Annotated in this window: 25 protein-coding genes, 1 tRNA gene and 1 pseudogene; 12 read left to right on the forward strand and 15 right to left on the reverse strand. The window is 65.8% G+C overall.

The annotated features are described in order from the left end of the window. The 3 genes from ACFQNJ_RS03295 to ACFQNJ_RS03305 form a co-directional block, all read right to left on the reverse strand. The coding region (locus tag ACFQNJ_RS03295) for a hypothetical protein (RefSeq protein ID WP_382253811.1) at window positions 1-424 on the reverse strand (424 nt) is incomplete at its 3' end. Window positions 425-431: 7 nt separating this feature from the next. After that, complete coding sequence (locus tag ACFQNJ_RS03300; protein ID WP_382253812.1) at window positions 432-1,253, reverse strand: efflux RND transporter periplasmic adaptor subunit; 822 nt, start codon at window positions 1,251-1,253, stop codon at window positions 432-434. Then, on the reverse strand, window positions 1,254-2,774 hold the full coding sequence (locus ACFQNJ_RS03305; protein WP_382253814.1) for a TolC family protein: 1,521 nt from the start codon (window positions 2,772-2,774) through the stop codon (window positions 1,254-1,256). Between the two features lie 217 nt (window positions 2,775-2,991). Here ACFQNJ_RS03305 and ACFQNJ_RS03310 point away from each other — a divergent pair, with 217 nt between their 5' ends. Together ACFQNJ_RS03310 and ACFQNJ_RS03315 are read left to right on the forward strand one after the other, a co-directional pair. Further along, the gene (locus ACFQNJ_RS03310; RefSeq protein WP_382253816.1) at window positions 2,992-4,884 is read left to right on the forward strand and encodes a sensor histidine kinase; all 1,893 of its coding nucleotides are present in this window, start codon (window positions 2,992-2,994) and stop codon (window positions 4,882-4,884) included. Beyond that, window positions 4,881-5,561, forward strand: coding sequence for a response regulator transcription factor (locus ACFQNJ_RS03315; RefSeq protein ID WP_382253818.1), 681 nt, complete (start codon window positions 4,881-4,883; stop codon window positions 5,559-5,561). The genes ACFQNJ_RS03310 and ACFQNJ_RS03315 overlap by 4 nt, the downstream gene beginning before the upstream one ends. 54 nt (window positions 5,562-5,615) lie before the next feature. On the opposite strand, the gene ACFQNJ_RS03320 is transcribed toward ACFQNJ_RS03315, so the two are convergent. Then, a tRNA-Met gene (locus tag ACFQNJ_RS03320) sits at window positions 5,616-5,692 on the reverse strand. Window positions 5,693-5,728: 36 nt separating this feature from the next. Next, on the reverse strand, window positions 5,729-6,517 hold the full coding sequence (locus ACFQNJ_RS03325; RefSeq protein WP_382253820.1) for an enoyl-CoA hydratase: 789 nt from the start codon (window positions 6,515-6,517) through the stop codon (window positions 5,729-5,731). A gap of 182 nt (window positions 6,518-6,699) precedes the next feature. Here ACFQNJ_RS03325 and ACFQNJ_RS03330 point away from each other — a divergent pair, with 182 nt between their 5' ends. The 3 genes from ACFQNJ_RS03330 to paaK are packed head-to-tail and all read left to right on the forward strand — an operon-like array spanning window position 6,700 to window position 9,241. Next, the gene (locus tag ACFQNJ_RS03330; protein ID WP_382253822.1) at window positions 6,700-7,506 is read left to right on the forward strand and encodes an enoyl-CoA hydratase-related protein; all 807 of its coding nucleotides are present in this window, start codon (window positions 6,700-6,702) and stop codon (window positions 7,504-7,506) included. A gap of 41 nt (window positions 7,507-7,547) precedes the next feature. Next, a complete protein-coding gene (paaI, locus tag ACFQNJ_RS03335) occupies window positions 7,548-7,949 on the forward strand; it encodes a hydroxyphenylacetyl-CoA thioesterase PaaI (RefSeq protein ID WP_382254595.1) in 402 nt (133 codons plus the stop codon). Beyond that, window positions 7,946-9,241 carry a phenylacetate--CoA ligase PaaK gene (gene paaK / locus ACFQNJ_RS03340; RefSeq protein ID WP_382253824.1) on the forward strand — a complete coding sequence of 432 codons (1,296 nt, stop codon included), beginning with the start codon at window positions 7,946-7,948 and terminating at the stop codon, window positions 9,239-9,241. The genes paaI and paaK overlap by 4 nt, the downstream gene beginning before the upstream one ends. A 35-nt stretch (window positions 9,242-9,276) precedes the next feature. Here the strand turns inward: paaK and ACFQNJ_RS03345 are convergent, their stop codons facing one another. From ACFQNJ_RS03345 to ACFQNJ_RS03380, 6 genes and pseudogenes are all read right to left on the reverse strand, one after another. Continuing rightward, window positions 9,277-9,897: a helix-turn-helix domain-containing protein gene (locus ACFQNJ_RS03345; protein WP_382253826.1), complete on the reverse strand. Its 621-nt coding sequence runs from the start codon at window positions 9,895-9,897 to the stop codon at window positions 9,277-9,279. 42 nt (window positions 9,898-9,939) lie between these two features. Continuing rightward, window positions 9,940-11,390: pseudogene (locus ACFQNJ_RS19360) on the reverse strand (methyl-accepting chemotaxis protein). A 268-nt stretch (window positions 11,391-11,658) separates the two neighbouring features. Continuing rightward, window positions 11,659-13,476 carry a M61 family metallopeptidase gene (locus ACFQNJ_RS03365; protein ID WP_382253832.1) on the reverse strand — a complete coding sequence of 606 codons (1,818 nt, stop codon included), beginning with the start codon at window positions 13,474-13,476 and terminating at the stop codon, window positions 11,659-11,661. 19 nt (window positions 13,477-13,495) lie between these two features. Continuing rightward, window positions 13,496-13,957: a DUF3429 domain-containing protein gene (locus ACFQNJ_RS03370; protein ID WP_382253833.1), complete on the reverse strand. Its 462-nt coding sequence runs from the start codon at window positions 13,955-13,957 to the stop codon at window positions 13,496-13,498. A gap of 3 nt (window positions 13,958-13,960) precedes the next feature. Beyond that, entirely contained in the window at window positions 13,961-14,677 is a 717-nt protein-coding gene (locus ACFQNJ_RS03375; RefSeq protein WP_382253834.1) for a DsbC family protein, read from the reverse strand. A 21-nt stretch (window positions 14,678-14,698) separates the two neighbouring features. After that, window positions 14,699-15,892, reverse strand: a complete 1,194-nt coding sequence (locus tag ACFQNJ_RS03380) for an FAD-dependent monooxygenase (RefSeq protein WP_382253836.1) — start codon at window positions 15,890-15,892, stop codon at window positions 14,699-14,701. 106 nt (window positions 15,893-15,998) lie between these two features. Between ACFQNJ_RS03380 and ACFQNJ_RS03385 the strand changes: the two genes are divergently transcribed. From ACFQNJ_RS03385 to ACFQNJ_RS03395, 3 genes are all read left to right on the forward strand, one after another. Then, the gene (locus tag ACFQNJ_RS03385) at window positions 15,999-16,877 is read left to right on the forward strand and encodes an MOSC domain-containing protein (RefSeq protein ID WP_382253838.1); all 879 of its coding nucleotides are present in this window, start codon (window positions 15,999-16,001) and stop codon (window positions 16,875-16,877) included. Window positions 16,878-16,954: 77 nt separating this feature from the next. After that, window positions 16,955-18,049 (forward strand): redox-regulated ATPase YchF, encoded by a 1,095-nt coding sequence (ychF, locus tag ACFQNJ_RS03390; protein ID WP_382253839.1) that lies wholly within the window; start codon window positions 16,955-16,957, stop codon window positions 18,047-18,049. A gap of 3 nt (window positions 18,050-18,052) precedes the next feature. Then, entirely contained in the window at window positions 18,053-18,826 is a 774-nt protein-coding gene (locus ACFQNJ_RS03395; protein WP_382253841.1) for an RNA pseudouridine synthase, read from the forward strand. Here ACFQNJ_RS03395 and ACFQNJ_RS03400 read toward each other — a convergent pair. After that, the gene (locus ACFQNJ_RS03400; RefSeq protein WP_382253842.1) at window positions 18,799-19,983 is read right to left on the reverse strand and encodes an MFS transporter; all 1,185 of its coding nucleotides are present in this window, start codon (window positions 19,981-19,983) and stop codon (window positions 18,799-18,801) included. The two genes, ACFQNJ_RS03395 and ACFQNJ_RS03400, sit on opposite strands and share 28 nt — an antisense overlap. Window positions 19,984-20,016: 33 nt before the next feature. Further along, window positions 20,017-20,502: a YqaA family protein gene (locus ACFQNJ_RS03405; RefSeq protein ID WP_382253843.1), complete on the reverse strand. Its 486-nt coding sequence runs from the start codon at window positions 20,500-20,502 to the stop codon at window positions 20,017-20,019. Window positions 20,503-20,641: 139 nt separating this feature from the next. On the opposite strand from ACFQNJ_RS03405, the gene dusB reads away from it, so the two are divergent. From dusB to purH, 3 genes are read left to right on the forward strand one after another with little or no spacing between them, the layout of a single operon-like run. Continuing rightward, window positions 20,642-21,685 (forward strand): tRNA dihydrouridine synthase DusB, encoded by a 1,044-nt coding sequence (gene dusB / locus ACFQNJ_RS03410; RefSeq protein WP_382253845.1) that lies wholly within the window; start codon window positions 20,642-20,644, stop codon window positions 21,683-21,685. Beyond that, window positions 21,682-21,921 carry a helix-turn-helix domain-containing protein gene (locus ACFQNJ_RS03415; RefSeq protein WP_374642663.1) on the forward strand — a complete coding sequence of 80 codons (240 nt, stop codon included), beginning with the start codon at window positions 21,682-21,684 and terminating at the stop codon, window positions 21,919-21,921. Before dusB ends, ACFQNJ_RS03415 begins: the two co-directional genes overlap by 4 nt. 39 nt (window positions 21,922-21,960) lie before the next feature. Then, window positions 21,961-23,559 carry a bifunctional phosphoribosylaminoimidazolecarboxamide formyltransferase/IMP cyclohydrolase gene (gene purH, locus ACFQNJ_RS03420; RefSeq protein WP_382253847.1) on the forward strand — a complete coding sequence of 533 codons (1,599 nt, stop codon included), beginning with the start codon at window positions 21,961-21,963 and terminating at the stop codon, window positions 23,557-23,559. Between the two features lie 127 nt (window positions 23,560-23,686). Here the strand turns inward: purH and hemL are convergent, their stop codons facing one another. Continuing rightward, window positions 23,687-24,985: a glutamate-1-semialdehyde 2,1-aminomutase gene (gene hemL, locus ACFQNJ_RS03425; protein WP_382253849.1), complete on the reverse strand. Its 1,299-nt coding sequence runs from the start codon at window positions 24,983-24,985 to the stop codon at window positions 23,687-23,689. 11 nt (window positions 24,986-24,996) lie between these two features. Beyond that, window positions 24,997-25,947, reverse strand: a complete 951-nt coding sequence (thiD, locus tag ACFQNJ_RS03430; protein WP_382253850.1) for a bifunctional hydroxymethylpyrimidine kinase/phosphomethylpyrimidine kinase — start codon at window positions 25,945-25,947, stop codon at window positions 24,997-24,999. A 169-nt stretch (window positions 25,948-26,116) separates the two neighbouring features. On the opposite strand from thiD, the gene ACFQNJ_RS03435 reads away from it, so the two are divergent. Continuing rightward, window positions 26,117-26,269: a rubredoxin gene (locus tag ACFQNJ_RS03435; RefSeq protein ID WP_382254598.1), complete on the forward strand. Its 153-nt coding sequence runs from the start codon at window positions 26,117-26,119 to the stop codon at window positions 26,267-26,269. The last annotated feature ends 30 nt before the right edge of the window (window positions 26,270-26,299 follow it).

Below are 26,299 nucleotides of genomic sequence, written 5' to 3' on the forward strand. Positions count from 1 at the left end.
CAGGTGTGCCGGACTCGACGTCGTCAGCGGTGACCGACACATCCGTGGAGGCATTGTCCAGCGCGGGAAGCTCGGTCGTGAGAGGTTCTTGAATCACAGGCTCCTGCACGACAGGCTCCAGCACGGCCACCGCCTCCACCACCCCCGCCCCGTCGATAGGTGTGCCGGACTCGACGTCGTCAGCGGTGACCGACACATCCGTGGAGGCATTGTCCAGCGCGGGAAGCTCGGTCGTGAGAGGTTCTTGAATCACAGGCTCCTGCACGACAGGCTCCAGCACGGCCGCTGCTTCCACGACAGCCGCACCGTCGAACATGAAGCGCTGTTCCAGCGCCATGGGTGAAGCCTTGCGCCGGACCAGGCGGCTGGCCTGTGCCACCGCAGACAGGGGCGAAGGGGCGTTGTCGTGGAGGTTCTTTTTCATGGCTGTCTCAGTTGTTCGTTGCGTTGGGGACGATCACGCGTCCGCTCATGCCGGCAATCAGTTCGGGGAATCGTCCGTCGATGGCGGCCGCCACCTTCACGGATTGGCTGACCGGATCCACGCGCGCGCCAATGCGGGTGAAGCGCGCGGGGTAGGTCTTCTGTGTCTCGTCGATCTGGACCTGCAGCGGTCCGCCCGCCTTGAGCCAGACCAGCCAGCGCGAAGGCACCAGGAACTCCAGCTCCAGCACGCTGTCGTCGATGATGTCCAGCAGGGCTTGGCCGGGCTGCACGTACTGCTGCTCTCGCACTTTCTGCTCGGTCACGCGGCCGGCAAAGGGTGCGCTCACGTTGCACTTGCTCAGCACCGCCTGGTTGGCGCCCACCTCGGCCCGGGCCTTGCCGCGTGCGGATCGGGCCAGCTCCACCTCCAGCTGTCCACCGGCATTGAGCTCCACCAGTCGCTCGTTGGTCTTGAGGGACTGCTCGGCCCCTTCAAGCTCGGCCTTGGCCTTGGCCAGCTGCGCCTGCTGCAGGGTGCAGTCAAAGCTCACCAGCAGCTGCCCCGCCTTGAAGGCGCTGCCTTCGGTCACCGGCAGGCGGCTGATCTTGGCGCCGATTTCCGCCGCCACCGTGGTGTAGCGGCGTGGCGTCAGCTGGGCGCGGATCTCGCGTTCGGCGCTGCCGCCACGGGCGGCGGCGTCGGCCGGGGCCACCACGGGCGCAGGGCCTTTGGGGGCCGCCGTGCTCTGGGCTTGCGCCGCACCGGCACCCAGCAGTGACAGCAGCAATGGCAGCAGGCTCAAGCGAACAGGAAGCTGGGTGTTCATTTATTTGCCCGCTTTCAGACTTTGCCAGGGGTTGCTCTGGCCTTTGACCTGGGTCGTCAGGTCTTTCAGGCTCAGCTCGTCGGTGCTGCCGATGCGAGGCTCAATGCCCAGTTGGGCCAGCAGGCGGTGCTCGGCCACCTGCACCTGGGCCATGGCCTGGTAGCGGCGCAGCAGGCTGAGAATGGCGGCGGTGTCGTTGCTCACGCGCTCGAGCTTGCTGCCGGCCTGCACGCTTTCGCGCACCCGCATCAGTTCGCTGATGCGTTTGTCGGTGGCATATACCTCTTCGGCGCGGTTGAACTGGCTGCGGGCATTGATCAGCTGCAGGCGCGCCAGGTGCAGCTGGGTCAGCACGGCCATCTGGGTGGCCATGCGGCGCTGATCGGCCAGCGCCACACCAGCCTCGGCCAGCTTGACCTGCATTGGCCCGGTCAGCAGGTTCATGAAGTTGAACGACAGCTGCAGGCCGGTTTCACGCCAGTTGTTGTTGACCAGGTACTTGTCCGAGTCGTAGTTGAAGCTGTAGTTGAAGCTCAGGTTGGGAAACATGCGCAGCATGGCTTTGCGCGTTTCTTCCTGGGCCACGCGGGCGTTGTAGTGCTGCTCGCGCAGCTCGGCGTTGTTGCGCAGCGCCACTTCTTCCAGCTTCTCGATGGGGGCACTGGTGGCGGTGCTGGAGTCGTTGCCGACGGGCGACTCGGCAATCGGGATCGGCTGGCCCAGTGGAGCGTTGATCAGCGAGGCCAGGTCCACCTGGGCCGACAGCAGCTCCTGGTTGATGGCTTCCAGCAGGCGCAGGTTTTCCAGCAGCTGGCGCTGATAGCGCAGGGCGTCCACGGGGTTGCGGGTGCGCTCCTGCTCCAGCTTGCGCGAGTCAGCCAGGGCTTCCTCGGCCATCTTGATGGTGTTGGCGACATCGTCCCGCAGCTTCTGGGCGCTGGCGGCACGCCAGTAGGCGGTGCGCACATCCTGCATCAGCAGGTGCATGGCGCGGCGACGCTTTTCCGCAGCGATGTAGACGCGGTTGGTCTGCTGGCGGGTGTTGTAGTAGCCCACCCCGAAGTCCAGCAGGTTGAAGGTCACACCCAGGTCGGACAGCTGGTGCGAACGCTCCTGGGAGATGAACCCCACCTCGGAAATCTCGCCGGTTTCCGGGTTCAGGCTCTGGCTGATCCGGTCATTGCTGCGCGATTGCGATTGCAGACGGGCCGCCAGCTGGGGCAACATGTCGTAGCGGGTGACGTCCAGCTGTTTGAGGGCCAGGGTCTCTTCCATCAGCCGGGCGCGACGGTCCAGGTTGTATTTCAGTGCCCGGGCCATGGCTTCGTCCAGGGTCAACGGTCCCTTGATGGGCTCGACGTCCTTGCGCATGGCGGCCTTGTCGGCCTGGTTGACCTGGTCGATGTCTGCCTCGGACATGGCTGGCGGCGTCATGGTGGAGCAGGCCGACAGGCTCAGGACCGCCGCAGCCAGCAGCGAAGAGGTCAGAAGCGTCAGGCGGGGGGTGCGTGCGGTGGTCATGGAAAGGTCCTTATGGATGCAGTGGCTGGATCGCCTCGGTGCGAGACTCAAGACAGGCGGATGGCGGTCGATGCTCAGGAGACTGCTTTTCAATACACGCAAGCAGCTGTTGTCGAACAACCATTGGTTTGGATATTAAAGTGACAGAACTAACAAAGATAATCAAAGCTAAAGAAATTCTATGAGATATGTGATTCGAATCACACTCCAGAAGAATTTGTTGCTTTGGCTGTGGCTGCTGCTCTGTCTGGTATCACCGACCGGGACATTGGCTGGCACGGTGGACCATGTGGTCGCCAGGCACCGTGTGCTGACCACAGAGCCCAGCTTCGATACCCGGGCGCTCGCTGATGCACCGGTCGTTCCCATGAACAAGGTGTTGTCGGCAGGCTACGGCGCAGAGCCCGTCTGGGTGCGGTTGAGCATCGACCCCGGACTGACGCCGGGCTTGATGAACGAGCGGTTGCTGTTGCGCGTGCGGCCTGGCTACCTCGATGAGATCCTGCTGTTTGATCCCGCCTCAGCCTCGCAGCCGACGGGCGTCACCGGCGACCGCCACCCGCTCGGCTGGCAGGCGGTGCCATCGGCGGTTTTCAATGTGGCCCTGGATGCCAGTCGGCAGCCGCGGGACGTGTGGGTGCGAGTGACCACCAAGACCGCGCGCACCGCGCATTTCGAGGTGGTGCGTGAAAGCGATCTGCACAAGCTCGATGCCCAGGCCATGCTCTGGTCGGGCCTGTACCTTGGCTGCCTGGTGATCTTTGCGATCTGGGGCGCCGCACAGCTGCTGGTGCGCCGCGATGCCCTGACCCTGAGCTTTGTGGGTTTCCAGCTGGCCTCTGCCGCTTATGGCGCGTGCATTCTGGGTTATGTGCGCCTGCTGGTGGACCTGGACGACGCGGCCGCGGTGGTGGATGTGGTGACGGTGATCATGGTGCTGGTGGCGGTTTTCATGTCGATTTTGTTCAACACGGTGCTGCTCAGGGAGATGCATGCCCCCCGAAGCGGCCTGCGGATCATGGAGGGCATCCTCGCGCTGTTCCCCGTGTTGCTCCTGATGCTGCTGGGAGGGCTGGGCATGCAGGCGCTGCAGGTCAACATGATGATTGTGCTGCTGGCGCCCGTGGTGGCGTGGGTGATTGCGCTCAAATCCCGGCGGGGCATCAGCGGTGTGTCGCGTGCGCAGGCGCCGGGCGAACGGTGGATCGCGGTCGGCTACTTCTCGGTCTCCATGGTGCTGACCAGCCTCGCGGCCTTGCCCGGGCTAGGGGTGATCGAAGGGCCGCTGATCTCCCTTCACGTGATCATGCTCCATGGGCTGGTGACGGGTTTTCTCATGCTGGCCATGCTCCTTTACCGTATCTACCGCTTGCTGCAGCAACGTGAGCTGCTGGCCGTGGAGGCGGCCTTCAACCGCCAGCGGGCCCAGCGCGAGCGGGCCCACCGGGAAGACCAGCAGAAGTTGCTGTCGATGCTGGCCCACGAACTCAAGACGCCTCTGGCCACCCTGCGGATGCTGATGGGCTCCATCGGTCTGCCGGCGCGTGGTCATCGCGCAGCCGAGCGGGCTGTACAGGACATGAACCAGGTGATCGAGCGTTGTCTGCAGGCGGGGCAGCTCGATGATGATGCGCTGCGGCCGCAGCGCCAGCCGGTCCAGGTGGATGCCCTCATCCGCGAGGTGGTGTCCAGCTTGCCGGAACGAGGGCTGGTTCGTGTCTCAGGCGAAGGCTCGGCGCCGGTGGTCAGCACCGACCCGCAGCTGCTGGCCGTGGTGATCCGAAACCTGCTGGACAACGCGCTGAAGTATGGCCCCTCTGATGCCCCTGTCGAAGTGTTCTGGCAGGCCAGCGCCGGGGACGAAGGACCGGCGATGCATGTCGATGTTCGCAACGAGGTCGGTTTGTCCGGCAAGCCGGTGGCGGACAAGGTCTTCACCAAATACTATCGGCATCCGCAAGCCCAGCGCCGGACTGGTTCAGGGCTCGGTCTTTATCTCGTCCAGGGACTGGTGTCGAATCTGGGGGGGGGTGTCAGTTACCGTGACGAGGGGACACACGTCAAATTCCGGGTAACGTTGCCCATGGTGGGCTCAGGAGCAGGGTCATGAGGGTGTTGCTGGTGGAAGACCACGACGATTTGCGCGAGGCCACGCTGGGGGTACTGGACGCCAACGGTTTTGTGGCCCAGGGCATTGCGTCGGCGGAAGAGTTCGATGACCTGCTGCAGCACCAGCGTCCGCAGCTGTACGTGATTGACCTGAACCTGCCCGGGGAGGATGGCCTTTCGTTGACGCGACGCATCCGCGCGGCCCAGCCTTTGGCCGGTATCGTCATGACCACCGCCCGTACCCAGGTCACGGATCGGGTTCTGGGTTATGAGTCGGGAGCCGACATCTACCTGCCCAAGCCAGTGCATCCGGCCGAGCTCGTGGCAGCGTTGCGGTCGCTGGCTGGGCGGCTGGTGCCCCGCGCCGGCGATCCGGAAGACGGCGCGGTGCTGGAGTCCCAGACCCGCATCCTGCGTGGCAGCCGTGGCGCGGTGCGGCTGTCGGAGTCCGAACAGCGCCTGCTTTCAGCCCTGGCGAGCGCCAAGCACGGCATGCTCGAGCGCTGGCAGGTGGCCATCCACATGGGCTCGGCAGAGGCCGACATCAGCAAGGACAGCCTGCAGAACCGGATTTCCCAGCTGCGCAAGAAGATGGTCCAGAGCCTGGGTGAGGGGGAGCACATCCGCTCGGTCCGCAAGGAAGGCTACAAGCTCTGCGTGAACCTGCAGCTGCGCTGACGGGCGAGGACCCAAAAAAAAGCGGACCCTGTTGCCAAGGTCCGCTTTCTTGTCTGGTGGCGATAGGTGGACTTGAACCACCGACATCAGCATTATGAATGCTGCGCTCTAACCAACTGAGCTATATCGCCGAAGACGCGCATTATAGCAGGAAAAATTACGGGGTATCAAGCATGCTTGAAGTTGGCCGCCCGCTTGTTGACGAAGGCGTCCATCCCTTCTTTCTGGTCTTCGGTGGCAAACAGCGCATGGAACAGGCGCCGCTCGAACATCACGCCGTCGGCCAGCGTGCCTTCGTAGGCGCGGTTGACGCATTCCTTGGCCGCCATCACGGCCATTTGCGAGAACTGGCTGATCTGCAGCGCGGCCCCCAGGGCTTCGTCCATCAGCTTGTCCAGGGGCACCACCCGGCTGACCAGGCCCGAACGCTCGGCCTCGGACGCGTCCATCATCCGGCCGGTCAGGGCCAGGTCCATGGCCTTGGCCTTGCCCACCGCGCGCGGCAGGCGCTGGGTGCCACCGGCGCCGGGGATGATGCCCAGCTTGATCTCGGGTTGGCCAAACTTGGCGTTGTCGGCGGCGATGATGAAGTCGCACATCATGGCCAGTTCGCAGCCACCGCCCAGGGCAAAGCCGCTGACGGCCGCGATGATGGGCTTGCGGATGCTGCGGATGGTTTCCCAGTTGCGGGTGATGTAGTCGCCCTTGTACACATCGGCAAAGCTGTAGGTGGCCATGGCGCCGATGTCGGCCCCGGCGGCAAACGCCTTCTCGCTGCCGGTGATGATCATGCAGCCGATGCCGTCATCGGCGTCGAAGGCCTTGAGCGCGGCCCCCAGCTCGTTCATCAGCTGGTCGTTGAGGGCATTGAGCTGCTTGGGTCGGTTGAGGGTCACGATGCCGACGCGGCCTTCGGTGCGCACCTGGATCAGTTCGGGGGTGGAGGTCTCGCTCATGGTGTGTCCTGCGTGGAGGGGATGAATTGACGTACACGTCAACTATAGCCGCAGCGGTGCCCCTGACGGCGACACCCAACCAAGGGAAAACATTAACCGACCCATCGGTCGGTTAATGGTAAATTGCGCCCATCACCCGAACACAGGCGCCACATCTTGATGGCCCGAGGAGACATTTGCCCATGAACGCCCCCGCTGCGGGCGGCACCGTGCTGTATGAAGAGCGCGGCGCTGTTGCCCTGGTCACCCTCAATCGCCCCGAGGCGCTCAACAGCTTCACCCGCCAGATGCACCGCGACATGTGGGCCGTGCTGGACCAGGCCGAAGCCAATCCGGTGATCCGGGCACTGGTCATTACCGGTGCCGGGCGCGGTTTTTGCGCCGGTGCCGACCTGGCCGAGTTTGACTTCGAGCCGGGGCCGGACCTGATCCAGCGTGCCGACCCCGGCCCGGTCATCGACCAGGCATTCAACCCGACGGCACGCCGCATCCAGTCGCTGCGCTTTCCGGTGCTTGCGGCCGTCAACGGCGTGGCCGCCGGTGCGGGCGCTTCGCTGGCCATGACCTGCGACATCGCCATCGCCGCACCGGGCGCCAGTTTCATTCAGGCATTCAGCAAGATCGGGCTGATTCCGGATGCCGGCGGCAGCTGGTTCCTGGTCGAGCGTCTGGGTCTGGCGCGCGCCATGGCCCTGGCCATGACGGGCGACAAGTTGCCCGCGGCGCAGGCCAAGGAGTGGGGCATGATCTGGGACGTGCAGGACGACCCGCTGGCGGCCGCGCTGGCCATGGCCGAGAAGCTGGCCGTCATGCCGACCAAAGCCCTGGTGGCCACGCGTGCGCTGCTGCGCGACGCGTCCACCCGCACGCTCAATGAACAGCTGGACGCCGAGCGAGACACCCAGTCGGCTCTGGGCCGTACGCATGATTACATTGAAGGTGTGATGGCTTTTCGCCAGAAGCGCCCGGCGCAGTTCAAGGGGGAATGAACGTGAGTCCTCAGGAGCGGGCCCAGCGCGTGGGCGAGACCATGTTTTCGGTGGACGTGGCCAGCAAGGACACCATGGGGATGGAGCTGGTGTCGGTGGCACCAGGCCGCGCGGTGCTGCGCATGATGGTCAAGCCGCTGCACCTCAATGGCCACCAGATTTGCCATGGCGGGTTCATCTTTACCCTGGCCGATTCCACCTTCGCGTTTGCCTGCAACAGCCACAACCGCAATGCGGTGGCCGCGGGCTGCAGCATCGAGTTCCTCAAGCCGGCACATGCCGGTGACGTTCTCACCTGCGAAGGCGTGGAGCAGACCCTTCAGGGTCGTCACGGCATCTACGACATGAAGGTCACCAACCAGAAGGGTGAGGTGGTGGCCATGTTCCGGGGCAAGAGCGCTGTCATTCCGGGGCAGATCTTTCCTGAAGAGGTGCAGGCATGAGCCACTTACCCCTGGAGCCGATCGAGAAGGCCAGCGTCGACGAACTGCGGGCGCTGCAGCTCAAGCGCCTGCAGGCGACGTTGCGCCACGCCTATCAGAACTCACCCGTGTACCGGCGCAAGTTCGACGAGGCTGGTGTACACCCTGACGAATGCAAGTCGCTGAGCGACCTTGCGAAGTTCCCGTTCACCACCAAGAAGGACCTGCGCGACAGCTACCCCTTCGGCATGTTTGCGGTGCCGAGGGAAAAGTGCGCGCGCATCCACGCCAGCAGCGGCACCACCGGCAAGCCGACGGTGGTGGGCTACACGCTCAGGGACATCGAGACCTGGTCCACGGTGGTGGCGCGCAGCATCCGTGCCAGTGGCGCCAAGCCCGGCGACATGGTGCATGTGAGCTACGGTTACGGCCTGTTCACCGGGGGCCTGGGTGCGCACTACGGCGCCGAGAAGCTGGGCCTGACGGTGGTGCCCTTTGGTGGCGGGCAGACCGAGCGTCAGGTGCAGCTGATCCAGGACTTTCGGCCCGACATCATCATGGTCACGCCCAGCTACATGCTGGCCATTGCCGACGAGTTCGAGCGTCAGGGCATCGATCCGCGCGAGAGCAGCCTGCGCATCGGCATCTTCGGGGCCGAGCCCTGGACCAACGACATGCGGGTGGCCATCGAGGCCCGGATGGACATCGACGCGGTGGACATCTACGGCCTGTCGGAGGTGATGGGGCCTGGTGTGGCCAACGAGTGCGTCGAGACCAAGGACGGCCCGACCATCTGGGAAGACCACTTCTACCCCGAGATCATCAACCCCGAGACTGGCGAGCCGGTGGCCGATGGCGAGCTCGGCGAACTGGTGTTCACCAGTCTGACCAAGGAAGCGCTGCCCATCATCCGCTACCGCACGCGCGACCTCACGCGCCTGCTGCCGGGCACCGCGCGCACCATGCGGCGCATGGAGAAGATCACCGGTCGCAGCGACGACATGATGATCGTGCGCGGCGTCAATGTATTCCCGACCCAGATTGAGGAGCTGATTCTCAAGCGGCCGGAACTGACGGCGCATTACCAGTGCATCCTGACCCGTGAAGGCCCGATGGACAACCTGACGGTGGCTATCGAGACCCGACCCGGCCTGGCGCCCGACAGCATCGAGGCGCGTGCGGCCGCTGAACTGCTGCGGCACGAGGTGAAGGTGTATGTGGGCAGCAGCGTCGAGGTGGAGCTGCGGGCCGAAGGCGGCGTCGAGCGCAGCCAGGGCAAGGCCAAGCGCGTCGTGGACCTGCGCCAGCGCTGAGAGGCCCACCCACCTGGGGTGCTGGCCTTCTGGTGTCAGTCGGAGGTGATTTCCTCCGAGGGTGCGCTGCGCCGCTGGCGCAGCCGCCGCTCGGCCACCATGGCCGAGAGGAAGCCATGCAGCCACTGCAGGTTCATCGGCTTGGGCGCGAGCACGGCGGTGTCGGGCAGGCCGCCGTGCTGCTCGATTTCCTCGGGGCCCAGGGCCGTCATGGCCACGATGACCAGTGACGAGAACCCAGGCTGGCCGCTGAGTGTGCGCAGCAGATCGAAGCCGTCCACGCCAGGCATGCGCAGATCGGTCAGAAGAAGGTGCGGCTTGATCTGACCGATGTCCAGCAAGGCTTTGACCGCCGAGGGCAGGCAGGTCACCTCAATCGGCAGCATCCATTTCTCGATCGCGGTCTGGATCACCTGAAGGGTCGCCAGATCGTCATCGACGACCAGCACACGCAGGGACTCTTCTTCATGGTCGCCCGAGGGCAACGTCTTGCCCTGGCGCTCCAGGTACTGCGTGATCGAGTCCACCGAAATCCGGCGGTGCCCACCGCTGGTTTTCCAGGCCTCGAGCTTGCCCTGCTCGACCAGGCTCTGGACGGTGCCCACCGATAGGCCGAGCAACCGGGCTGCTTCAAACGTGCCGCAATATCTTGTCATGCGATTCTCCAAACGCTCTGGAACCGCAATGTATCATCATTTTTAATAGTTTTGTCTTGAAAATGATGTGTCGTGTCGACAGCTGGCCTCGGCAGCCGCCAGCTCCTCCACCAGGGCCGAGTTCTGCTGCGTGACCGAGTCCATGTGGCTGACGGCCTGATTGATCTGGTGGATGCCTTGCGACTGCTCCCGGGCAGCGGTGGTGATTTCTCCGATCAGCGCATTGACCTGCTGGACGGTGCCGACCATGGTCCGGATGGTGTCGCCGGTCTGGTGCACCTGTTGCGTTCCGGCTTCCACTTTGTTGCGCGAGTCCTCGATCAGCGCCTTGATCTCCTGGGCGGCGGTCAGTGTGCGCTGGGCCAGGTGCCGCACCTCTCCCGCCACCACCGCAAAGCCTTTGCCTTACTCGCCCGCGCGGGCCGCCTCGACCGCCGCATTGAGGGCCAGGATGTTCGTCTGGAAGGAGATGCTGTCGATCACGCCAATGATCTCGCCGATGCGGTGCGAGGACTGGTTGATGCCGTCCATGGTGTGCACCAGGCGGGTGACGGCGGTGGCGCAGTCCGATGCCGCATCGCTGGCATGCACCGACAGCCGCGACGCCTCCTGGGCCGACTGGGCCGTGTTCTCGATGGTGCTGTTGATCTCGTCCATGGCGGCGGCCGTCTCCTCGAGGCTGCTGGCCTGGGCTTCGGTGCGTGCCGCCAGGTCCTGGTTACCCGAGGCGATCTGGCCCGAAGCCACCTGAACGTGGTCCACTTCGGCCTGTACGTCGGAGACGACCGCCCGGAGATTGACCTGCAACTGGTTGAGCGCCGCGGCCAGCTGGGCCAGTTCCCCCGCACGCGAGGTGTCGTAGGGTTCGGAGAGTTCGCCGGCCGCCATCCGGTGGGCCATATGAGTCAGTCCGGCCAGGCACTGGCCAGCTTGCCAATGCCCCATGAAGCGCCCATCAGGACCGCGCCCAAGGCCAGCAACTGGCGCCGCAGGTTGAAATGCAGACGCGCCTGCAACTGACCGCGCCAGCCGGTTCTGACCACCTCGCCACGGGCGAGGGCGATGCCCGGATGGTCGCTCTGGGCATCGGCCCGCATGCGCTCGTACAAGGCCTCGGCCGATTCGATCTGTTCGCGGCGTGGCTTGGTCCTCACCGACATGTAGCCGATGACCTGCCCGCGCTACATCACGGGGCTCGCATTGGCCTGCACCCAGTAGTGGTCACCGTTCTTGCGGCGGTTCTTGACGATGCCGGTCCAGGGGTGACCTTGCTGCAAGGTGTCCCACATGTCGCGGAATGCCTCGGCGGGCATGTCCGGATGACGGATCAGGTTGTGCAGTTCACCGACCAGTTCTTCCCGCGCGTAGCCGCTGACCGCGATGAATGCCGGGTTGCAATACGTGATCCGGCCTTGCAGGTCGGTGGTGGAGACGAGGGTGACCGAGTCGGGAAACTCGAACTCCTGCTGGGTCACGGGCAGGTTCAGGCGCATGGCGTCACGGATGTGGGGTGGCGGACAAAACCAGTGAGTGCATATCGGCCACGGAACCCGCATCTGAACGGATGCGACCAAAAAAAACGGCCCACCAAAGTGGGCCGGAAGCTTGTGTTGTGTACAAGCACAGGGGAACGAGATGCATGCATCCCGCACCCACAATGTAGTCGGATCTGGTGTTTGTGTCAACTATCTGAAAAAAATATTTGCCTGTTATTTTTGATGGTTGATGGATGGCGTGACGCCTGCCGACGTGGCAACCCGCTCAGTCACCGAGCCAGTGGCGCAGGCGGGCTGCGTCGGTTATCCCCAGTTTCAGGGCGGTCACCCCAGCCGTTCTCTCGACCGTACAGCGCAAAAGGCGGCGATCGCGGGCCACAAGCGCCACGAACCTCGACGCCTGACCGATCAGGCTGTTCAGTTCGTCCAGCTTGCTCAGGCGCCAGGCCTGGGCCGTCTGGCCCCGGCGCGCCGGCGTCAGTTCGACCCCGATCCATTCGTCGCCCGCTGCCAGTCCGGCGGCTTCGGCGGCTCCGCCGCGCAGGACGGTCTTGATCTGGATGCTGCCCCCGCTGTCGGTGGTCCTCAGTCCGAGCTGTTGCGCCAGGGGCGCCTGCTCCTCGTCGACCTTCGCACCGAAGGCCGCCAGCAGACTGCCCACCGGCAGGTCGTCCGTGCCGTGTACCCACTGGGTGAGTTCGTTCTCGAAGGAACGCCCGCCGACGCGCCGCATCGCGATCGCCATGTCCTTCTCGCGAATGGGGCCGCCATTCGACCGACGCCAGAGTTCGCGCATCACCTCGTCCAGGCTGCCATCACCCTCCAGCCGCAGCGTCAGGTCAAGGCACAGCGCCACCAGCGAACCCTTGGTGTAGTAGCTCACGGTGGCGTTGGGGGTGTTCTCGCCGACCCGGTAGTACTTGACCCAGGCGTCAAAGCTGGCCTGGGCCACGCTCTGAACCTGGCGCCCGGGCGTCTGCAGCACCTGGTTGGCCGTTCGTCCCACCAGTTGCAGGTAGGTGCCCGTGTCGATCAGCCCTGCCCGTCGCAGGAACAGGTCGTCGTAGTAGCTGGTGAATCCCTCGAAGAACCACAGCAGCTCGGTGTAGTTCTCACGGTCGTAGTCGTAGCGGGCGAACTCGGCCGGCCGCAGGCGTTTGACGTTCCAGGTGTGGAAGTACTCGTGGCTGATCAGTCCCAGCAGGGTGGTGTAGCCGTCGGTGGCCTTCAGGGGCGTCTGCTTGCTGCCTTTGGGCGTGGCCCGGGGCAGATCGCTGCGCTGGCAGATCAGGGCGGTGGAGTTCCGGTGCTCCAGTCCACCATAGCCATCGGCCGTCGCATGCAGCATGAACACGTAGCGCTCGAAGGGCGGGCGCTGCTCGCCGTGCCAGAAACGGATCTGTTCCTCGCAGATGCGACGGGTGTCCTGCAGCAGGCGCTGGCCGTCGAACGATGCCGGCGCCCCGCTGACCACGAAGCGGTGGGGCACACCACCCGCGGTGAACTCGCCGCTCCAGAACGGGCCCATCTCCACCGGGGCATCCACCAGTTCGTCGTAATGGGCCGCTGCGTAGCGTCCCCAGCCTCGGTCATCCACGTCTTGCGGCGTCAGGCCGGTGGCCACCTGCCAGGATGCGGGCAGGTCGCCGGCGTCCAGGGTCAGCGCGTGCGGCTGGTCTTCCTGACCGACCACCCGCAGGCACAGGCTGGTGCCGTTGAAAAAGCCGCGCTGGCTGTCCAGCCAGGCCGTGCGCACCGACGCATCCAGGGCATAGATCTCGTAATCCAGCTCCAGGGGCTGACCCGGGTCGGCCTCGACCACCCAGCTGTGTTTGTCGACCTGCTTCAGGGGGGCAGGCATCCCCGCCTGGGTGGCGCGCAGGTGCTGCAGGTGCTGGGAAAACTCGCGCACCAGGTAGCTGCCCGGAATCCACACCGGCAGGCTCAGGCGCTGGCGCCGGGCCGGTGCCGCCACCGACAGTCGCACGGTGAACAGGTGGTTCTGGGGCCGGGGCGCCTGGACCCGGTAGTGGACGGCTGCGGCAGCAGCCGCACGGTGGCGGCGGGGTCGGGTGGGGGTCATGATGGCGGGGCGGTGGGGGTCAGAGCGCACCAGCGCCCAGGAAGCAGCTGAGGCTGGCCACAGTGGTCAGGCGAAAGCGCATGGTCAGCCAGGGCGTGAGACCGGCGCGGACAAACAGCCGGCGGTCCACCAGGTAGCAGACGATGAGCACCAGGCCCAGCCAGACCAGACTGGCGTAGGGCGGCATCAGCACCCCGGGCCAGGCGAGCAGCGAGGGCATGACACCCCACAGGAAGTGCACACCGAGTCCATCGCGCCGGCCAGCCTGCAGCCAGCCAATGCCCCAGTGGATGCCACCCAGAAAGGACAGGATCAGTCCGGCGTAGGCCGCCAGGGCCACCGAGACGAAGACCTGCGGTTCACCCTGCAGCAACCAGAGCAGCAGGGCCAGTCCCACGAACGGGATCAGGCCGGCGTAGCCCAGACGCTGGATCAGGGTCGTGTCGGGGTGGACGGGATCTTCGGGCGAGGGGGTGTTCATGCGTCAGGGTTGGGCTTCGGCCAGCAGCTTCTCGATGCGCTCCTGCGGAATGGCGCCGGGGACGCGGTTGCCGTTGGCAAAAATCAGGGTAGGGGTGCCGGTGATGCGCATCTTCTTGCCGAACTCGACATTGCGGACCAGGGCCGAGGCGTCGCAGTTGGCCGCCGGCGGGGTAACGTCGCGCACCATCCAGTCCAGGAAAGCCTTGCCCTTGTCCTTGGCGCACCAGATGTGGCGCGACTTGTCGGCCGAATCCTGGCTGAGGATGGGGTAGAGGAACACATGCACCGTCACGTTGTCCACCTTGGCCAGGTCACGCTCAAAGCGCTTGCAGTAGCCACAGTTGGGGTCTTCGAACACCGCCACCTTGCGCTTGCCGTTGCCACGCACGATGGTGAACGCATCCTTGAGGGGCAGGTCCTTGAACTCGATGGCGGTGAGCTTTTCGACGCGCTGCTCGGTCAGGTCGACACGGGCCTTGGTATCGATCAAATTGCCCTGGATGATGAAGTTGCCGCCGGCATCGGTGTAGAAGATCTCGCTCTGGTTGATGCGGACCTCGTACAGGCCGTCCATCGGGGTCTTCGTGACCTCGTCGATCTTGGGCAAATTCGGCAGGCGTTCGGCCAGGTTCTTGCGGATGGCGGCTTCCTGGGCCAGGGCCCCCAGGGACAGGCTGGCGATCAGGGCCAGCAGGGAGCTTTTCAGGAGTCGTTTCATCGTGGGTTCATCCAAAAGGGATCAGGGGTTGGCAGAGGCGCGGCCCATGGCCTGACGCACCAGCCAGTGTTTGAGCGGGCCCAGGCGGTCCACACCGCTCATGCCCCAGTTGCGCAAGGTCTGCAGGCGGCTGTCACCGGGCTGGAACAGGCCGAACAGGGTGTCGGTCAGCCAACCCATGGACTGCACATCGGCCTGGCGGGCGCGCTCGTAGCGCCGCAACAGCTTCAGGTCGCCCACGCTGCGCCAGTATTCACGCTCGTGCAGCACGCGCGCCAGTTCGCCCACGTCGCCCAGCCCCACGTTCAGGCCCTGGCCCGCCAGTGGGTGCATGGCGTGCGCGGCGTCGCCGGCCAATGCCACGCCACCGCGATCGGTGGCTGCGATCCAGCGCCGGGCCCGGGCCAGTTCCAGCGGCCAGGCCTGGGCTGGACCCTGAAGGGTCATGGCGCCCAGGGCATGGCCACAGCGTTCCTGAACCGCCGTCGCCAGGGCCTGAGGTGGTTCGTTGAGCCACCGGTCGGCCTGCGCTGTCTCCAGTGACCACACCAGCGCCACCGAGTTCCCCTGCGCACCACCCAGCGGCAGCAGGGCCATGATTTCGCCCTGGCTGAACCATTGGCGGGCCACGCCGCCGTGCGGCTGCTCGCAGTCCAGGCGCGCCGCCAGGGCTTTGTGGGGGTAGGGGCGGGTGTCGTAGTCGATGCCCAGCTCCTGGCGCGTCTGGCTGCGCCGGCCTTCGCAGATGACGGTCAGGGGGGCTTGCGCGGGCGCTTCTTCCAGCAACTCGATACCGGCCTGGAAATGCACGGCATGGGCCAGGCGCTGCTCCAGGGCAGGGACGTCCACGATCCAGGTCAGCGCCTCGGTGCCCTGCTGGGCGGCCGAAAAATGCAGCGTGCCACCATGATCACCATGCACCTCCATCGCGGTCACTGGCGTGACCGAGGGAGTCAGCTCGGCATCGTGTCCGGGGTTCAGCCCCCCGTCGCCGGGCCAGGCACGCACCGATTGCAACAGAGCGCGGGCGTCGCTGTTGATGGCGTAGGCCCGGACGTCCGGTGTGCCTGGTGTCGCGCGCGGTGGTTTGACCAGGGCCACCTTCAGGCGGTCGCGCGCCAGCAGGAGGGCCAGGGTCTGGCCAACGATGCCGGCGCCACGCACGATGACGTCGGGCCGGCGGCCACTGCCGGAGCGGGAAGGACTGGGGTTCATGGGGGGATTTTAGGAGCAGGGCACAATCGGTCGGCTTGACCCGCGCCAAATACCGATCTGTGTGCGTGGGGCCATCCGCCGATTTCCCTCTTTCATCTTCTGTGCCATGTCCGCCGACCTGCAAGCCACCATCGCCCAGCTCTGGATCTACCCTGTCAAGTCCTGCGCCGGCGTGCCCATGACGGAGGCCGAACTGACCCCCACCGGCTTGGCCTGGGACCGCGCCTGGATGGTGGTCGACGATGAGGGCGAGTTTGTCACCCAGCGCGAGTTGCCGCGCATGGCCCTGGTCCAGCCGTCCTTCAAGCTCGGTCAGCTGGTGTTGCGGGCCCCGGGCATGCTGGCGCTTCACCTGTCGCTTGAGGCGGCCGAATGGCCCGTCAAGGTGCGGGTGTGGGACGACGTGGTCGAGGTCTGGGACATGGGTGATGTCGCGGCCCAGTGGTTCAGCGATTTTCTGGGTCCTGATGCGCCGGCCGACCTCAAACGCCTGCGCCTGGTCCGTTTCGATCCCGAGGTGCGCCGCCTGTGCAGCACGAAGTGGACCGGCGGGCGCGAGTCGGTCACGCAGTTTGCCGACGGCTTCGGTGTGCTGGTCACGAGCACCGCGTCGATCGACGATCTGAACAAACGCCTTTCCGCAGCCGGGCAGGCTGCGGTGGATCAACGGCGCTTCCGGCCCAACATCGTGCTGGGCGGTGTTGAGGCGCACGATGAGGACCGCATCGGCGCCTGGCGGATCGACACCGGGGATGGCGAGGCCCTGCTGGAGAACGTCAAACCCTGCGCCCGCTGTCCGATACCGAATGTCGATCCCGACACGGCGGCCTCGTCGCCGGTTGTCGGCGATGCCCTGCAGGCCTACCGCCAGGATGGCCGCGTGAATGGCGCGATCACCTTCGGCATGAACGCCATCGTGCTCGAGGGCGATGGTCTGATCCTTCGCGTGGGCCAGCAGGTGACGGCCGACTGGGCCTTCGACTGACCAATGGAACGAATGTGCGGCCAGTGTTGGCCCGGATCTAAAATGGTCGGTTAGCCATCAAAAATGTAGTCACCACCATGAGTCTCAAGTGCGGCATCGTCGGCCTGCCCAATGTCGGCAAATCCACCCTGTTCAACGCCCTGACCAAGGCGGGCATCGCGGCCGAGAACTATCCGTTCTGCACCATCGAGCCCAACGTGGGCGTGGTCGAGGTGCCCGATCCGCGGCTGCAGCAGCTGGCCGAGATCATCAAGCCCGAGCGCATCGTCCCGGCCATCGTCGAGTTCGTGGACATTGCCGGCCTGGTGGCGGGTGCTTCCAAGGGTGAAGGTCTGGGCAACCAGTTCCTGGCCCACATCCGCGAGACCGACGCCATCGTCAACGTGGTGCGTTGCTTCGAGGACCCGAACGTGATCCACGTGGCCAACAAGGTCGACCCCATCGCGGACATCGAGGTCATCCAGACCGAGCTGTGCCTGGCCGACCTGGGCACGGTCGACAAGGCCCTGCAGCGTTACACCAAGGCCGCCAAGAGCGGCAACGACAAGGAAGCCGCCGCGCTGGTGGTCCTGCTGACCAAGGTCCAGGCGGTGCTCAACGAAGGCAAGCCCGTGCGCACCCTGGCGCTGGGCGAGCAGGAACAGGCCTTGCTCAAGCCGCTGTGTCTGATCACCGCCAAGCCCGCCATGTTCGTCGGCAACGTGGCCGAGGACGGCTTCGAGAACAACCCCTTCCTCGACCGCCTGAAGGAATACGCCGCCGCGCAGAACGCGCCGGTGGTGGCCATCTGCGCCAAGATCGAGGCCGAACTGTCCGAAATGGACGACGCCGACCGGCTGGAATTCCTAAAGGAACTTGGCCAGGACGAACCGGGCCTGAACCGCCTGATCCGCGCCGGCTTCAAGCTGCTGGGCCTGCAGACCTATTTCACCGCCGGCGTGAAGGAAGTGCGCGCCTGGACCATCCACATTGGCGACACCGCGCCGCAGGCCGCAGGCGTCATCCATGGCGACTTCGAGCGCGGCTTCATCCGCGCCCAGACCATCGCCTTTGACGACTACATCGCATTCAAGGGCGAGCAGGGCGCCAAGGACGCGGGCAAGATGCGCGCCGAAGGCAAGGAATACGTCGTCAAGGATGGCGACGTGATGAACTTCCTGTTCAACGTCTGACCCATGAGCGAGCCCGCCGGTCAGGACCCCGAGCGCCTGGCGCGGCGTGTGGCCGCCCTGGTTCCCTGCTCCCGCGCCGAGGCCGAGCGTTTCATCACCGGCGGATGGGTGCGTGTCGATGGTGAGGTGGTGGACCGGCCCGAGGCCAGGGTTCATTCGTTCCAGCAGGTGGCGCTGGACCCCGATGCCTCGGCCGAGCCATTGCCCCCGGTCACGCTGCTGTGGCACAAACCCGCAGGCGTGGCCTTGCCTGAAGGTCTGCATCTGCCCACGGCCCTTGCCCTGACCTGGCTGGATGCCGGGCACCGCTGGCCTGCCGACCGGCCCGGCGGAGCATTGCCCCGTGCGCAGTTGCACCGCCTGCAACCCCTGATGCCCTTGGCCATGGACGCCTCGGGACTGATGGTCTTCAGCCAGCACCCGGCCATCTCCCGGCGCCTGGTCGAAGGCATGGCCGACCTGGAGCAGGAGTGGCTGATTGATCTGGCCGTGGATACCGCTTTGCCTTCGGCCGAACAGAAGCAGGACTGGCTGGCGCGCCTCAACCGGCCCCAGGGTCCGCAGGCTCTGCGCTTGCCGCCGCTGCGGGCCAGCTGGCAGAGCGACTCACGCCTGCGTCTGGCCCTCAAGGGCTGGACGTCGGCCAATTTGCTGCGGCACCTGCAGTTGCTGGCCCTGCCGCTGGCGGCGGTCCGTCGCCAGCGCATCGGCCGTGTCGGCATGGCCGGTCTGGCACCGGGTCAGTGGCGTCAGCTCGGCATGGGCGAGCGCTTCTGAAGGCGGGCCGCCCAGACGCTCAGCAGCATCGCTCCGATCATCAGCACCAGACCCCAGGCATGCAGCTGCTGCATGCCCCCTTGGGCAATGAGCACGCCACCCAGCGCCGCGCCCATGGCCTGACCGCCGTAGATGGCCGAGGTGTTCAGGGCGACCGTGGCGGGTGCCAGCACGGGTGACATCTGCACCAGCCGCGCCTGCTGGGCCGAGTTGGCCGAAAAGCAGCCCAGCGCCCACGGCACCACCACCAGCGCCTGAAGCCAGATGGCATGCGTGCCCAGGGGCCACAGCACCAGACTCAGCGCCATCAGGCCCAGGGTGATCAGCACGGCGCGTGGAGCGCCGATGCGGTCGATCCGCCGCGAGACCAGCATGTTGCCCGCCAGGCCGAATGCCCCGAACCACAGGAACAGCAGCGAGATCGGGTCCGCTCCCATCCCCAGCACCTGCTGCAGATAAGGGGCGAAGTAGGAGAACAGGGTGAACTGCCCGAAGGCCGATACCAGGGTGACCACCACCGCCAGCATCAGCGGTGCCGAGCCCAGGGCCCGCCCCCACGCCTGGCGGTTGAGCGGGGCGGGCCGGATGCCCCGGGGCAATGCCCGCCATACCCAGCCGGCGCACAGCAGGGCCAGCAGCGCCACCAGGCCGAAGGCCCAGCGCCATCCCAGGTGACCACCGATCCAGGCCGACATCGGCATGCCCAGCACCGAGGCCACCGACCAGCCCAGGAACACGAAGGTGATGGCACGCCCCCGCTGTTGCTCGGGCACCAGCAGGCCGATGCTGGCCGCCGCCTGCGGGGTGAAGATGGCTGGGGGAATCACCGCCAGCACGCGCAGGGCCAGCAGCCAGCCATAACTGGGGGCCAGTGCGCTCAGGCCCATGAACAGCGCATACCACAGCAGCGACAGGGTCAGCAGGCGCCGGCGGTCCCAGCCAGCCACCAGGGTGGCGAACAGCGGCGCGCCGATGCCCATGATGATGGCGGCCGCCGTGATCAGCTGACCCGCCTGCGGAATCGACACCGACAACGATGTGCTGATGTCATTGAGCGTGCCCGGCACCGCCATCACGCCGGTGCCGATGACGAAGTTGCCAGCCATCAGCGCCCAGAGCGGGCGGGGCAGGGGCTTGTGGGCATGTCGGTGTGGCATGCGCTGAGTATCAGCTTGGTCGGCCCGCGAGGCTCAGAACGGGAGTCCCCCAGGGAACACCCAGAGCAGTGCCGAGGTCATGGTCAGGTAGCGCAGAAATTTGCCGATGGCCATGTAGAGCACGCAGGGCCAGAACGGAAACTTCAGCCACCCGGCCACCGCGCAGAGCGGGTCGCCCACGGCGGGCAACCAGGACAGCAGGCAGGCCTTGGGGCCGAAACGCTCCAGCCATCGCAAGGCCCGAAGTTCCGTCGGCTTGCCGTGCCGGACGCGGTCCACCGCCCGGTGTGCGCCCACGCCCATCAGCCAGCTGATGGCACCACCCGCGGTGTTTCCCGCCGTCGCCACCAGAATGGCCGGCCAGAACAGCTCGGGATTGAGCTTGACCAGCCCGAAAACGGCAGGCTCCGATCCCATGGGCAGCAGTGTGGCCGACACCAGCGACACCACGAACACGGTGCTCAGGCCCACCTCGGGCAGGGCCAGGAGTTGCATCAGGGACGTGAACCAGTCGGGCATCGGGCAGGCAGTGGGGGCGAAGTCAAATGCAAGAGCATATCGTCTGCTGAAAAAACAGGCAGATACAATGCCCATCCCGCGCGGCCTCTTCGGGTCGCTCCCGCCACCCTCGTCGCCCACCCGAGTCCAACGCCGCGCCATGCAACTGGGTCCCTACACCCTGTCGAACGCCCTGTTTGTTGCGCCCATGGCGGGTGTGACCGATCGGCCGTTCCGCAAGCTGTGCAAGCGGTTGGGTGCCGGCTACGCGGTCAGCGAGATGGTGACCAGCCGGCCCGACCTGCAGGACAGCCTCAAGACCTCGCGCCGTGCCGATCACAGCGGTGAACCCGGGCCGATTGCGGTGCAGATCGCCGGCACCGACGCCGCGATGATGGCCGATGCCGCCCGCTACAACATCGACCGCGGCGCTCAGATCATCGACATCAACATGGGTTGCCCGGCCAAGAAGGTCTGCAACAAGTGGGCTGGCTCGGCCCTGATGCAGGACGAGGCGCTGGCCATCGGCATCGTCGAGGCGGTGGTGGCGGCCTGCGTCCCGCATGGGGTGCCGGTCACCCTCAAGATGCGCACGGGATGGTGCAACACCGGAAAAAACGCGCCGCTGCTCGCCCGGGCGGCCGAATCCGCCGGCATCCAGATGCTGACCATTCATGGGCGAACCCGCGAGCAGGGTTACAGCGGCGTGGCCGAGCACCAGACCGTGGCCCACATCAAGAGCCTGCTGCGCATTCCGGTGGTGGCCAACGGTGACATCGACTCGCCACGCAAAGCGGCCGAGGTGCTGCGTCAGACCGGTGCCGACGCGCTGATGATCGGGCGGGCCGCCCAGGGCCGTCCCTGGATCTTCCGCGAGATCTCGCATTTCCTGGCCACGGGCCGTGAGTTGCCCGCGCCTGGTCTGACCGATGTCAAGGCCTGGCTGCTCGATCACCTGGAAGATCATTACCACCTGTACGGCGAATACACCGGCGTGCGCAGCGCGCGAAAGCACCTGGCCTGGTATGCGCGGGCGCTGCCCGTGCCTGCCGCCGAAGCCGAGGCCTTCCGCCGGCGCATCAACCTGCTGACCCGTTGTGATGAGCAGCAGGCCTGCGTCCGCGACACGCTGGACGCCTGGGCTGCCGGGGAGCGGCTCGCTCCGACGAATCAACAAGAAGACCATTGGAAGCTCGCTGCATGAGCCAGACCAACAACCTGCACGACTGCGTGCGTGCCAGCCTGGAGGCGTATTTTCGCGACCTCGACGGCACCGATCCCGCCGATCTCCATGACATGCTGGTCAAGGCGGTCGAGCGCCCCTTGCTCGAAGTGGTGATGGAGCAATCCCAGCACAACCAGTCGCGCGCCGCGCAATGGTTGGGGCTCAACCGCAACACGTTGCGCAAGAAGCTGCTCGAGCACAAACTGATCGACTGATGCCGATCACCCGTTTTTCAAACCTCACGACCTTTTTCCATGCGCGCACTTCTCTCCGTCTCCGACAAGACCGGCATCGTCGAATTCGCCCAGGCCCTGCACGGCCTCGGTGTGACCCTTCTGTCCACCGGCGGCACCGCCAAGCTGCTGGCCGACAAGGGCTTGCCGGTCACCGAAGTGGCCGAGGTCACGAACTTTCCTGAAATGCTCGACGGCCGCGTCAAGACCCTGCATCCCAAGGTGCACGGCGGCCTGCTGGCCCGCCGCGATGTTCCTGAGCACATGGCCGCGCTGAAGGAACACGGCATTGAGACCATCGACCTGCTGGTGGTCAACCTCTACCCGTTCGAGGCAACGGTGGCCAAGGCCGGGTGCACGCTGGCTGACGCGATCGAGAACATCGACATCGGCGGCCCGGCCATGGTGCGCAGCGCCGCCAAGAACTGGAAGGACGTGGGTGTGGTCACCGACGCCGGCCAGTACGCCGCCGTGATCGCCGAACTCAAGGCCAGCGGCAAGCTGAGCGACAAGCTGCGCTTCGCGCTGTCGGTCGCCGCCTTCAACCGCATCGCCCAGTACGACGGCGCCATCAGCGACTACCTGTCGTCGGTGACGTTCGAGGAAGAGAAGCTGAGCGAGAGCTACGTGCCGTCGCGCAACCTGTTCCCCGGCCAGTCCAACGGCCAGTTCATCAAGGTGCAGGACCTGCGCTACGGCGAGAACAGCCACCAGCAGGCCGCGCTGTACCGCGACCTGTACCCGGCACCCGGCTCACTGGTTACGGGCGTTCAACTGCAGGGCAAGGAACTGTCCTACAACAACATCGCCGACGCCGATGCCGCCTGGGAGTGTGTCAAGAGCTTCGAGGCACCCGCCTGCGTGATCGTCAAGCACGCCAACCCTTGCGGTGTGGCGGTCGGCAAGGATGCGCACGAGGCCTATGCCAAGGCCTTCCAGACCGACCCGACCAGCGCCTTCGGAGGCATCATCGCCTTCAACCGCACGGTGGACAAAGCCGCGGCCGAGGCGGTGGTCAAGCAGTTCGTCGAGGTGCTGATGGCGCCCGACTTCACCGCCGAGGCGCTGGCCATCTTCCAGCCCAAGGTCAATGTGCGCCTGATGAAGATCGCGCTGCCCCAGGGCGGCGCCAGCGCCTGGGACCAGGGCCGCAACGCCATGGACGCCAAGCGCGTGGGCTCGGGCCTGCTGCTGCAGACCGCCGACAACCACGAGCTGGCGCTGGCCGACCTGAAGGTCGTCACCGTCAAGCAGCCGACACCGGAAGAACTGCAGGACCTGCTGTTCGCCTGGAAGGTGGCCAAGTACGTCAAGTCCAACGCCATCGTGTTTTGCAAGAACGGCATGACCATGGGCGTGGGCGCCGGCCAGATGAGCCGCCTGGACTCGGCCCGTATCGCCAGCATCAAGGCCGAGGCCGCCAAGCTGTCGCTGCAGGGCACGGTGGTGGCGAGCGATGCCTTCTTCCCGTTCCGTGACGGTCTGGACGTGGTGGTGGACGCAGGCGCCACCTGCGTGGCCCAGCCGGGCGGTTCGATGCGCGATCAGGAAGTCATCGACGCGGCCAACGAGCGCGGTGTGGCGATGGTGTTCACCGGTGTGCGCCACTTCCGCCACTGACCTTCTCGTTTCCTGCACAAAAGGGGCTCCTGGTGAGCCCCTTTCTTCTGACCTTCTGATGTGGGCGGGCGCGCAAACAAAAACGGCCGGAGGAAAACCCCGGCCGTTTCATGCAGGCAGGAGATGATCAGGCCAGCTGCCTGAACACCTCGCGCGCCGCCGCCACGGTGGCCGCAATGTCGTCCGCGGTGTGCGCCGCGCTCACGAACCCGGCTTCATACAAGGCCGGCGCGATGTATACGCCGCGGTCCAGCAGACCGTGGAACAGGGTGTTGAACTTCGCGCCCTCGGTCTTCATCACGGTGGCGTAGTTCTGCGGCAGTTCGGGCATCAGGAAGAAGCCGAACATGCCACCCTGGCAGTCCACGCTGAACGGCACTCCCTCGGCGTCCGCTGCGGCCTTCAGGCCATCGACCAGCGAACGCGTGCTGGCCGACAGGGCTTCAAAGAAACCGGGCTTCTGGATTTCCCTGAGCGTGGCCAGACCGCAGGCGGTGGCCACCGGGTTGCCGGACAGCGTTCCCGCCTGATAGACGCCACCCAGCGGTGCCAGCTGCTCCATCACCGCGCGCTTGCCACCGAAGGCCGCCAGCGGCATGCCACCGCCGATCACCTTGCCCATCACCGTCATGTCCGGCTCGAAGCCGGGAATCAGCGAGGCGTAGTGCCCTTGCGCGCTGCCCAGGCCGACGCGGAAGCCGGTCATCACTTCGTCGAACACGAACAGCGCGCCGTGCTGTGTGCACAGCTCGCGGATGCGTTTGACAAACGGCACGCTGGCGCGCACGAAATTCATGTTGCCGGCGATCGGCTCAATCATCACGCAGGCGATGTCCGAACCCTGCTGCGCGAACGCGGCTTCGATCTGCTCGACATTGTTGTATTCCAGAACCAGGGTGTGCTGCACCACCTCGGGCGGCACGCCAGCGCTGGTGGGGTTGCCGAAGGTCGCCAGACCCGAGCCGGCCTTCACCAGCAGTGCGTCGGCGTGGCCGTGGTAGCAGCCTTCAAACTTGATGATGGTCTTGCGGCCCGTGGCGCCTCGGGCCAGCCGGATGGCGCTCATGCCCGCTTCGGTGCCCGAGCTGACCAGGCGCACCATCTCCAGGCTGGGCACCAGCTTGATGATTTCCTCGGCCAGCTCGATCTCCCGTTCGGTGGGGGCGCCAAACGAGAAACCGTCCAGCGCGGCCTTCTGCACCGCCTCGAGCACCGCAGGATGGCCGTGGCCCAGAATCATCGGCCCCCAGGAGCCGATGTAGTCGATGTACTTCTGGCCGTTGGCATCCCAGAAATAGGCGCCCTGCGCGCGCTGCACGAAACGGGGTGTGCCGCCGACCGCGCGGAAGGCGCGCACCGGAGAGTTCACCCCGCCCGGGATGCGTTGCTTGGCTCGTTCAAACAGGTCGAGATTGCGATCACTCATGATGGGCTTGTTCAGTGCTTGGTGGTGTCCAGGGGAAAGTCGTTGGCGTCCAGCGTGCTGTCACCGGCATCGGGACTGCTTTCTGTCGAGGGGGGCTCGTCCTCCTCCTCGCCGTCATGCGCCCAGAACAGGCGGTCCGGCACGGCATGGCCCATGCCCGGCTGAAAACCCGCGTCCAGACACTGGTCCAGGTAGGTCAGCGCCTCGGCGCAGGCGGCCTGCAGGTCGCAGCCCCCGGCGATCAGCGCACACAGTGCGGCAGACAGGGTGTCGCCGGCACCACAGAAAGTGGCCTCAAAGCGCTCATAGCGCGCCGACGCAAGCACTTCCTCGGGGCTGGCCAGGTGGCTCTCCAGGTACTGGTCGGCGGCATTGAAGCCGGTCACCAGGGTATAGGGCACGCCGTGAACGGCTGCGGCACGGGCCACTTCCCGAGCGTTCGGCAGGCGATCCCCCTCCCAGTCGGGTAGCAGCCATCGGCACAGCGTGCTGTGATTGCCCACCAGCACGGTGGTCTGGGGGAGCAGCAGCTCGGTGACGGCGTCCAGGTAGTTGTCAATGGCCAGTTCGTCCCACCAGGACAGGTCGGGCATGTAGGTGATCACCGGCACTTCGCTGTAGTCGCTGGTGATGCCCGCGATGGCGCCCAGGTTCTCGGGGGTGCCGGCAAACCCCACCTTGAAGGCGCGCACCGGCATGTCCTCCAGCGCGCAGCGCGCCTGATCGGTCACCGCCTCCTCATCGAAGGCGATGTGATCATGCACTTCGGAGGTGTCGCGCACATAGCTGCCGGTGACCACCGACAGCACATGCACCGAGGCGCTGGACATGGCGGTCAGGTCGGCGCTCAGCCCGCCGGCGCCGCTGGGGTCGTTGGTGTTGAACACCATCACGCAGGGCAGCGACTCTCCGCGGGTGACGGAAGGCTCTGGGGGCAGAAGGGACGAAGGGGTGTCGGACATGGTCAGCCGGCGGGCTGGACGGCCCGGTTGGCGCAGCGCGGGAAGCCGAGCCGATGGATGAGGGTAAAACCGGTGGTGAACGGGCGCATTGACCCCACGGTCGCTCTATACAATCGCCGCATTCTATCTGTCAGAGACCCCTTTCAACATGAGCGAAAGCAAGACCTGGATGTGCCTGATCTGCGGCTGGATCTACGACGAGGCTGCCGGTGATCCCGAGCACGGCATTGCGCCAGGCACTGCCTGGGCCGATGTGCCCATGAACTGGACTTGTCCGGAATGTGGCGCCCGCAAGGACGACTTTGAAATGGTCCAGATCTGACCCTGGCGCACAGGCCTTGCGGATCGGGGC

This window comes from Hydrogenophaga bisanensis (genome assembly GCF_042665135.1).
Classification (GTDB): domain Bacteria; phylum Pseudomonadota; class Gammaproteobacteria; order Burkholderiales; family Burkholderiaceae_C; genus Hydrogenophaga; species Hydrogenophaga bisanensis.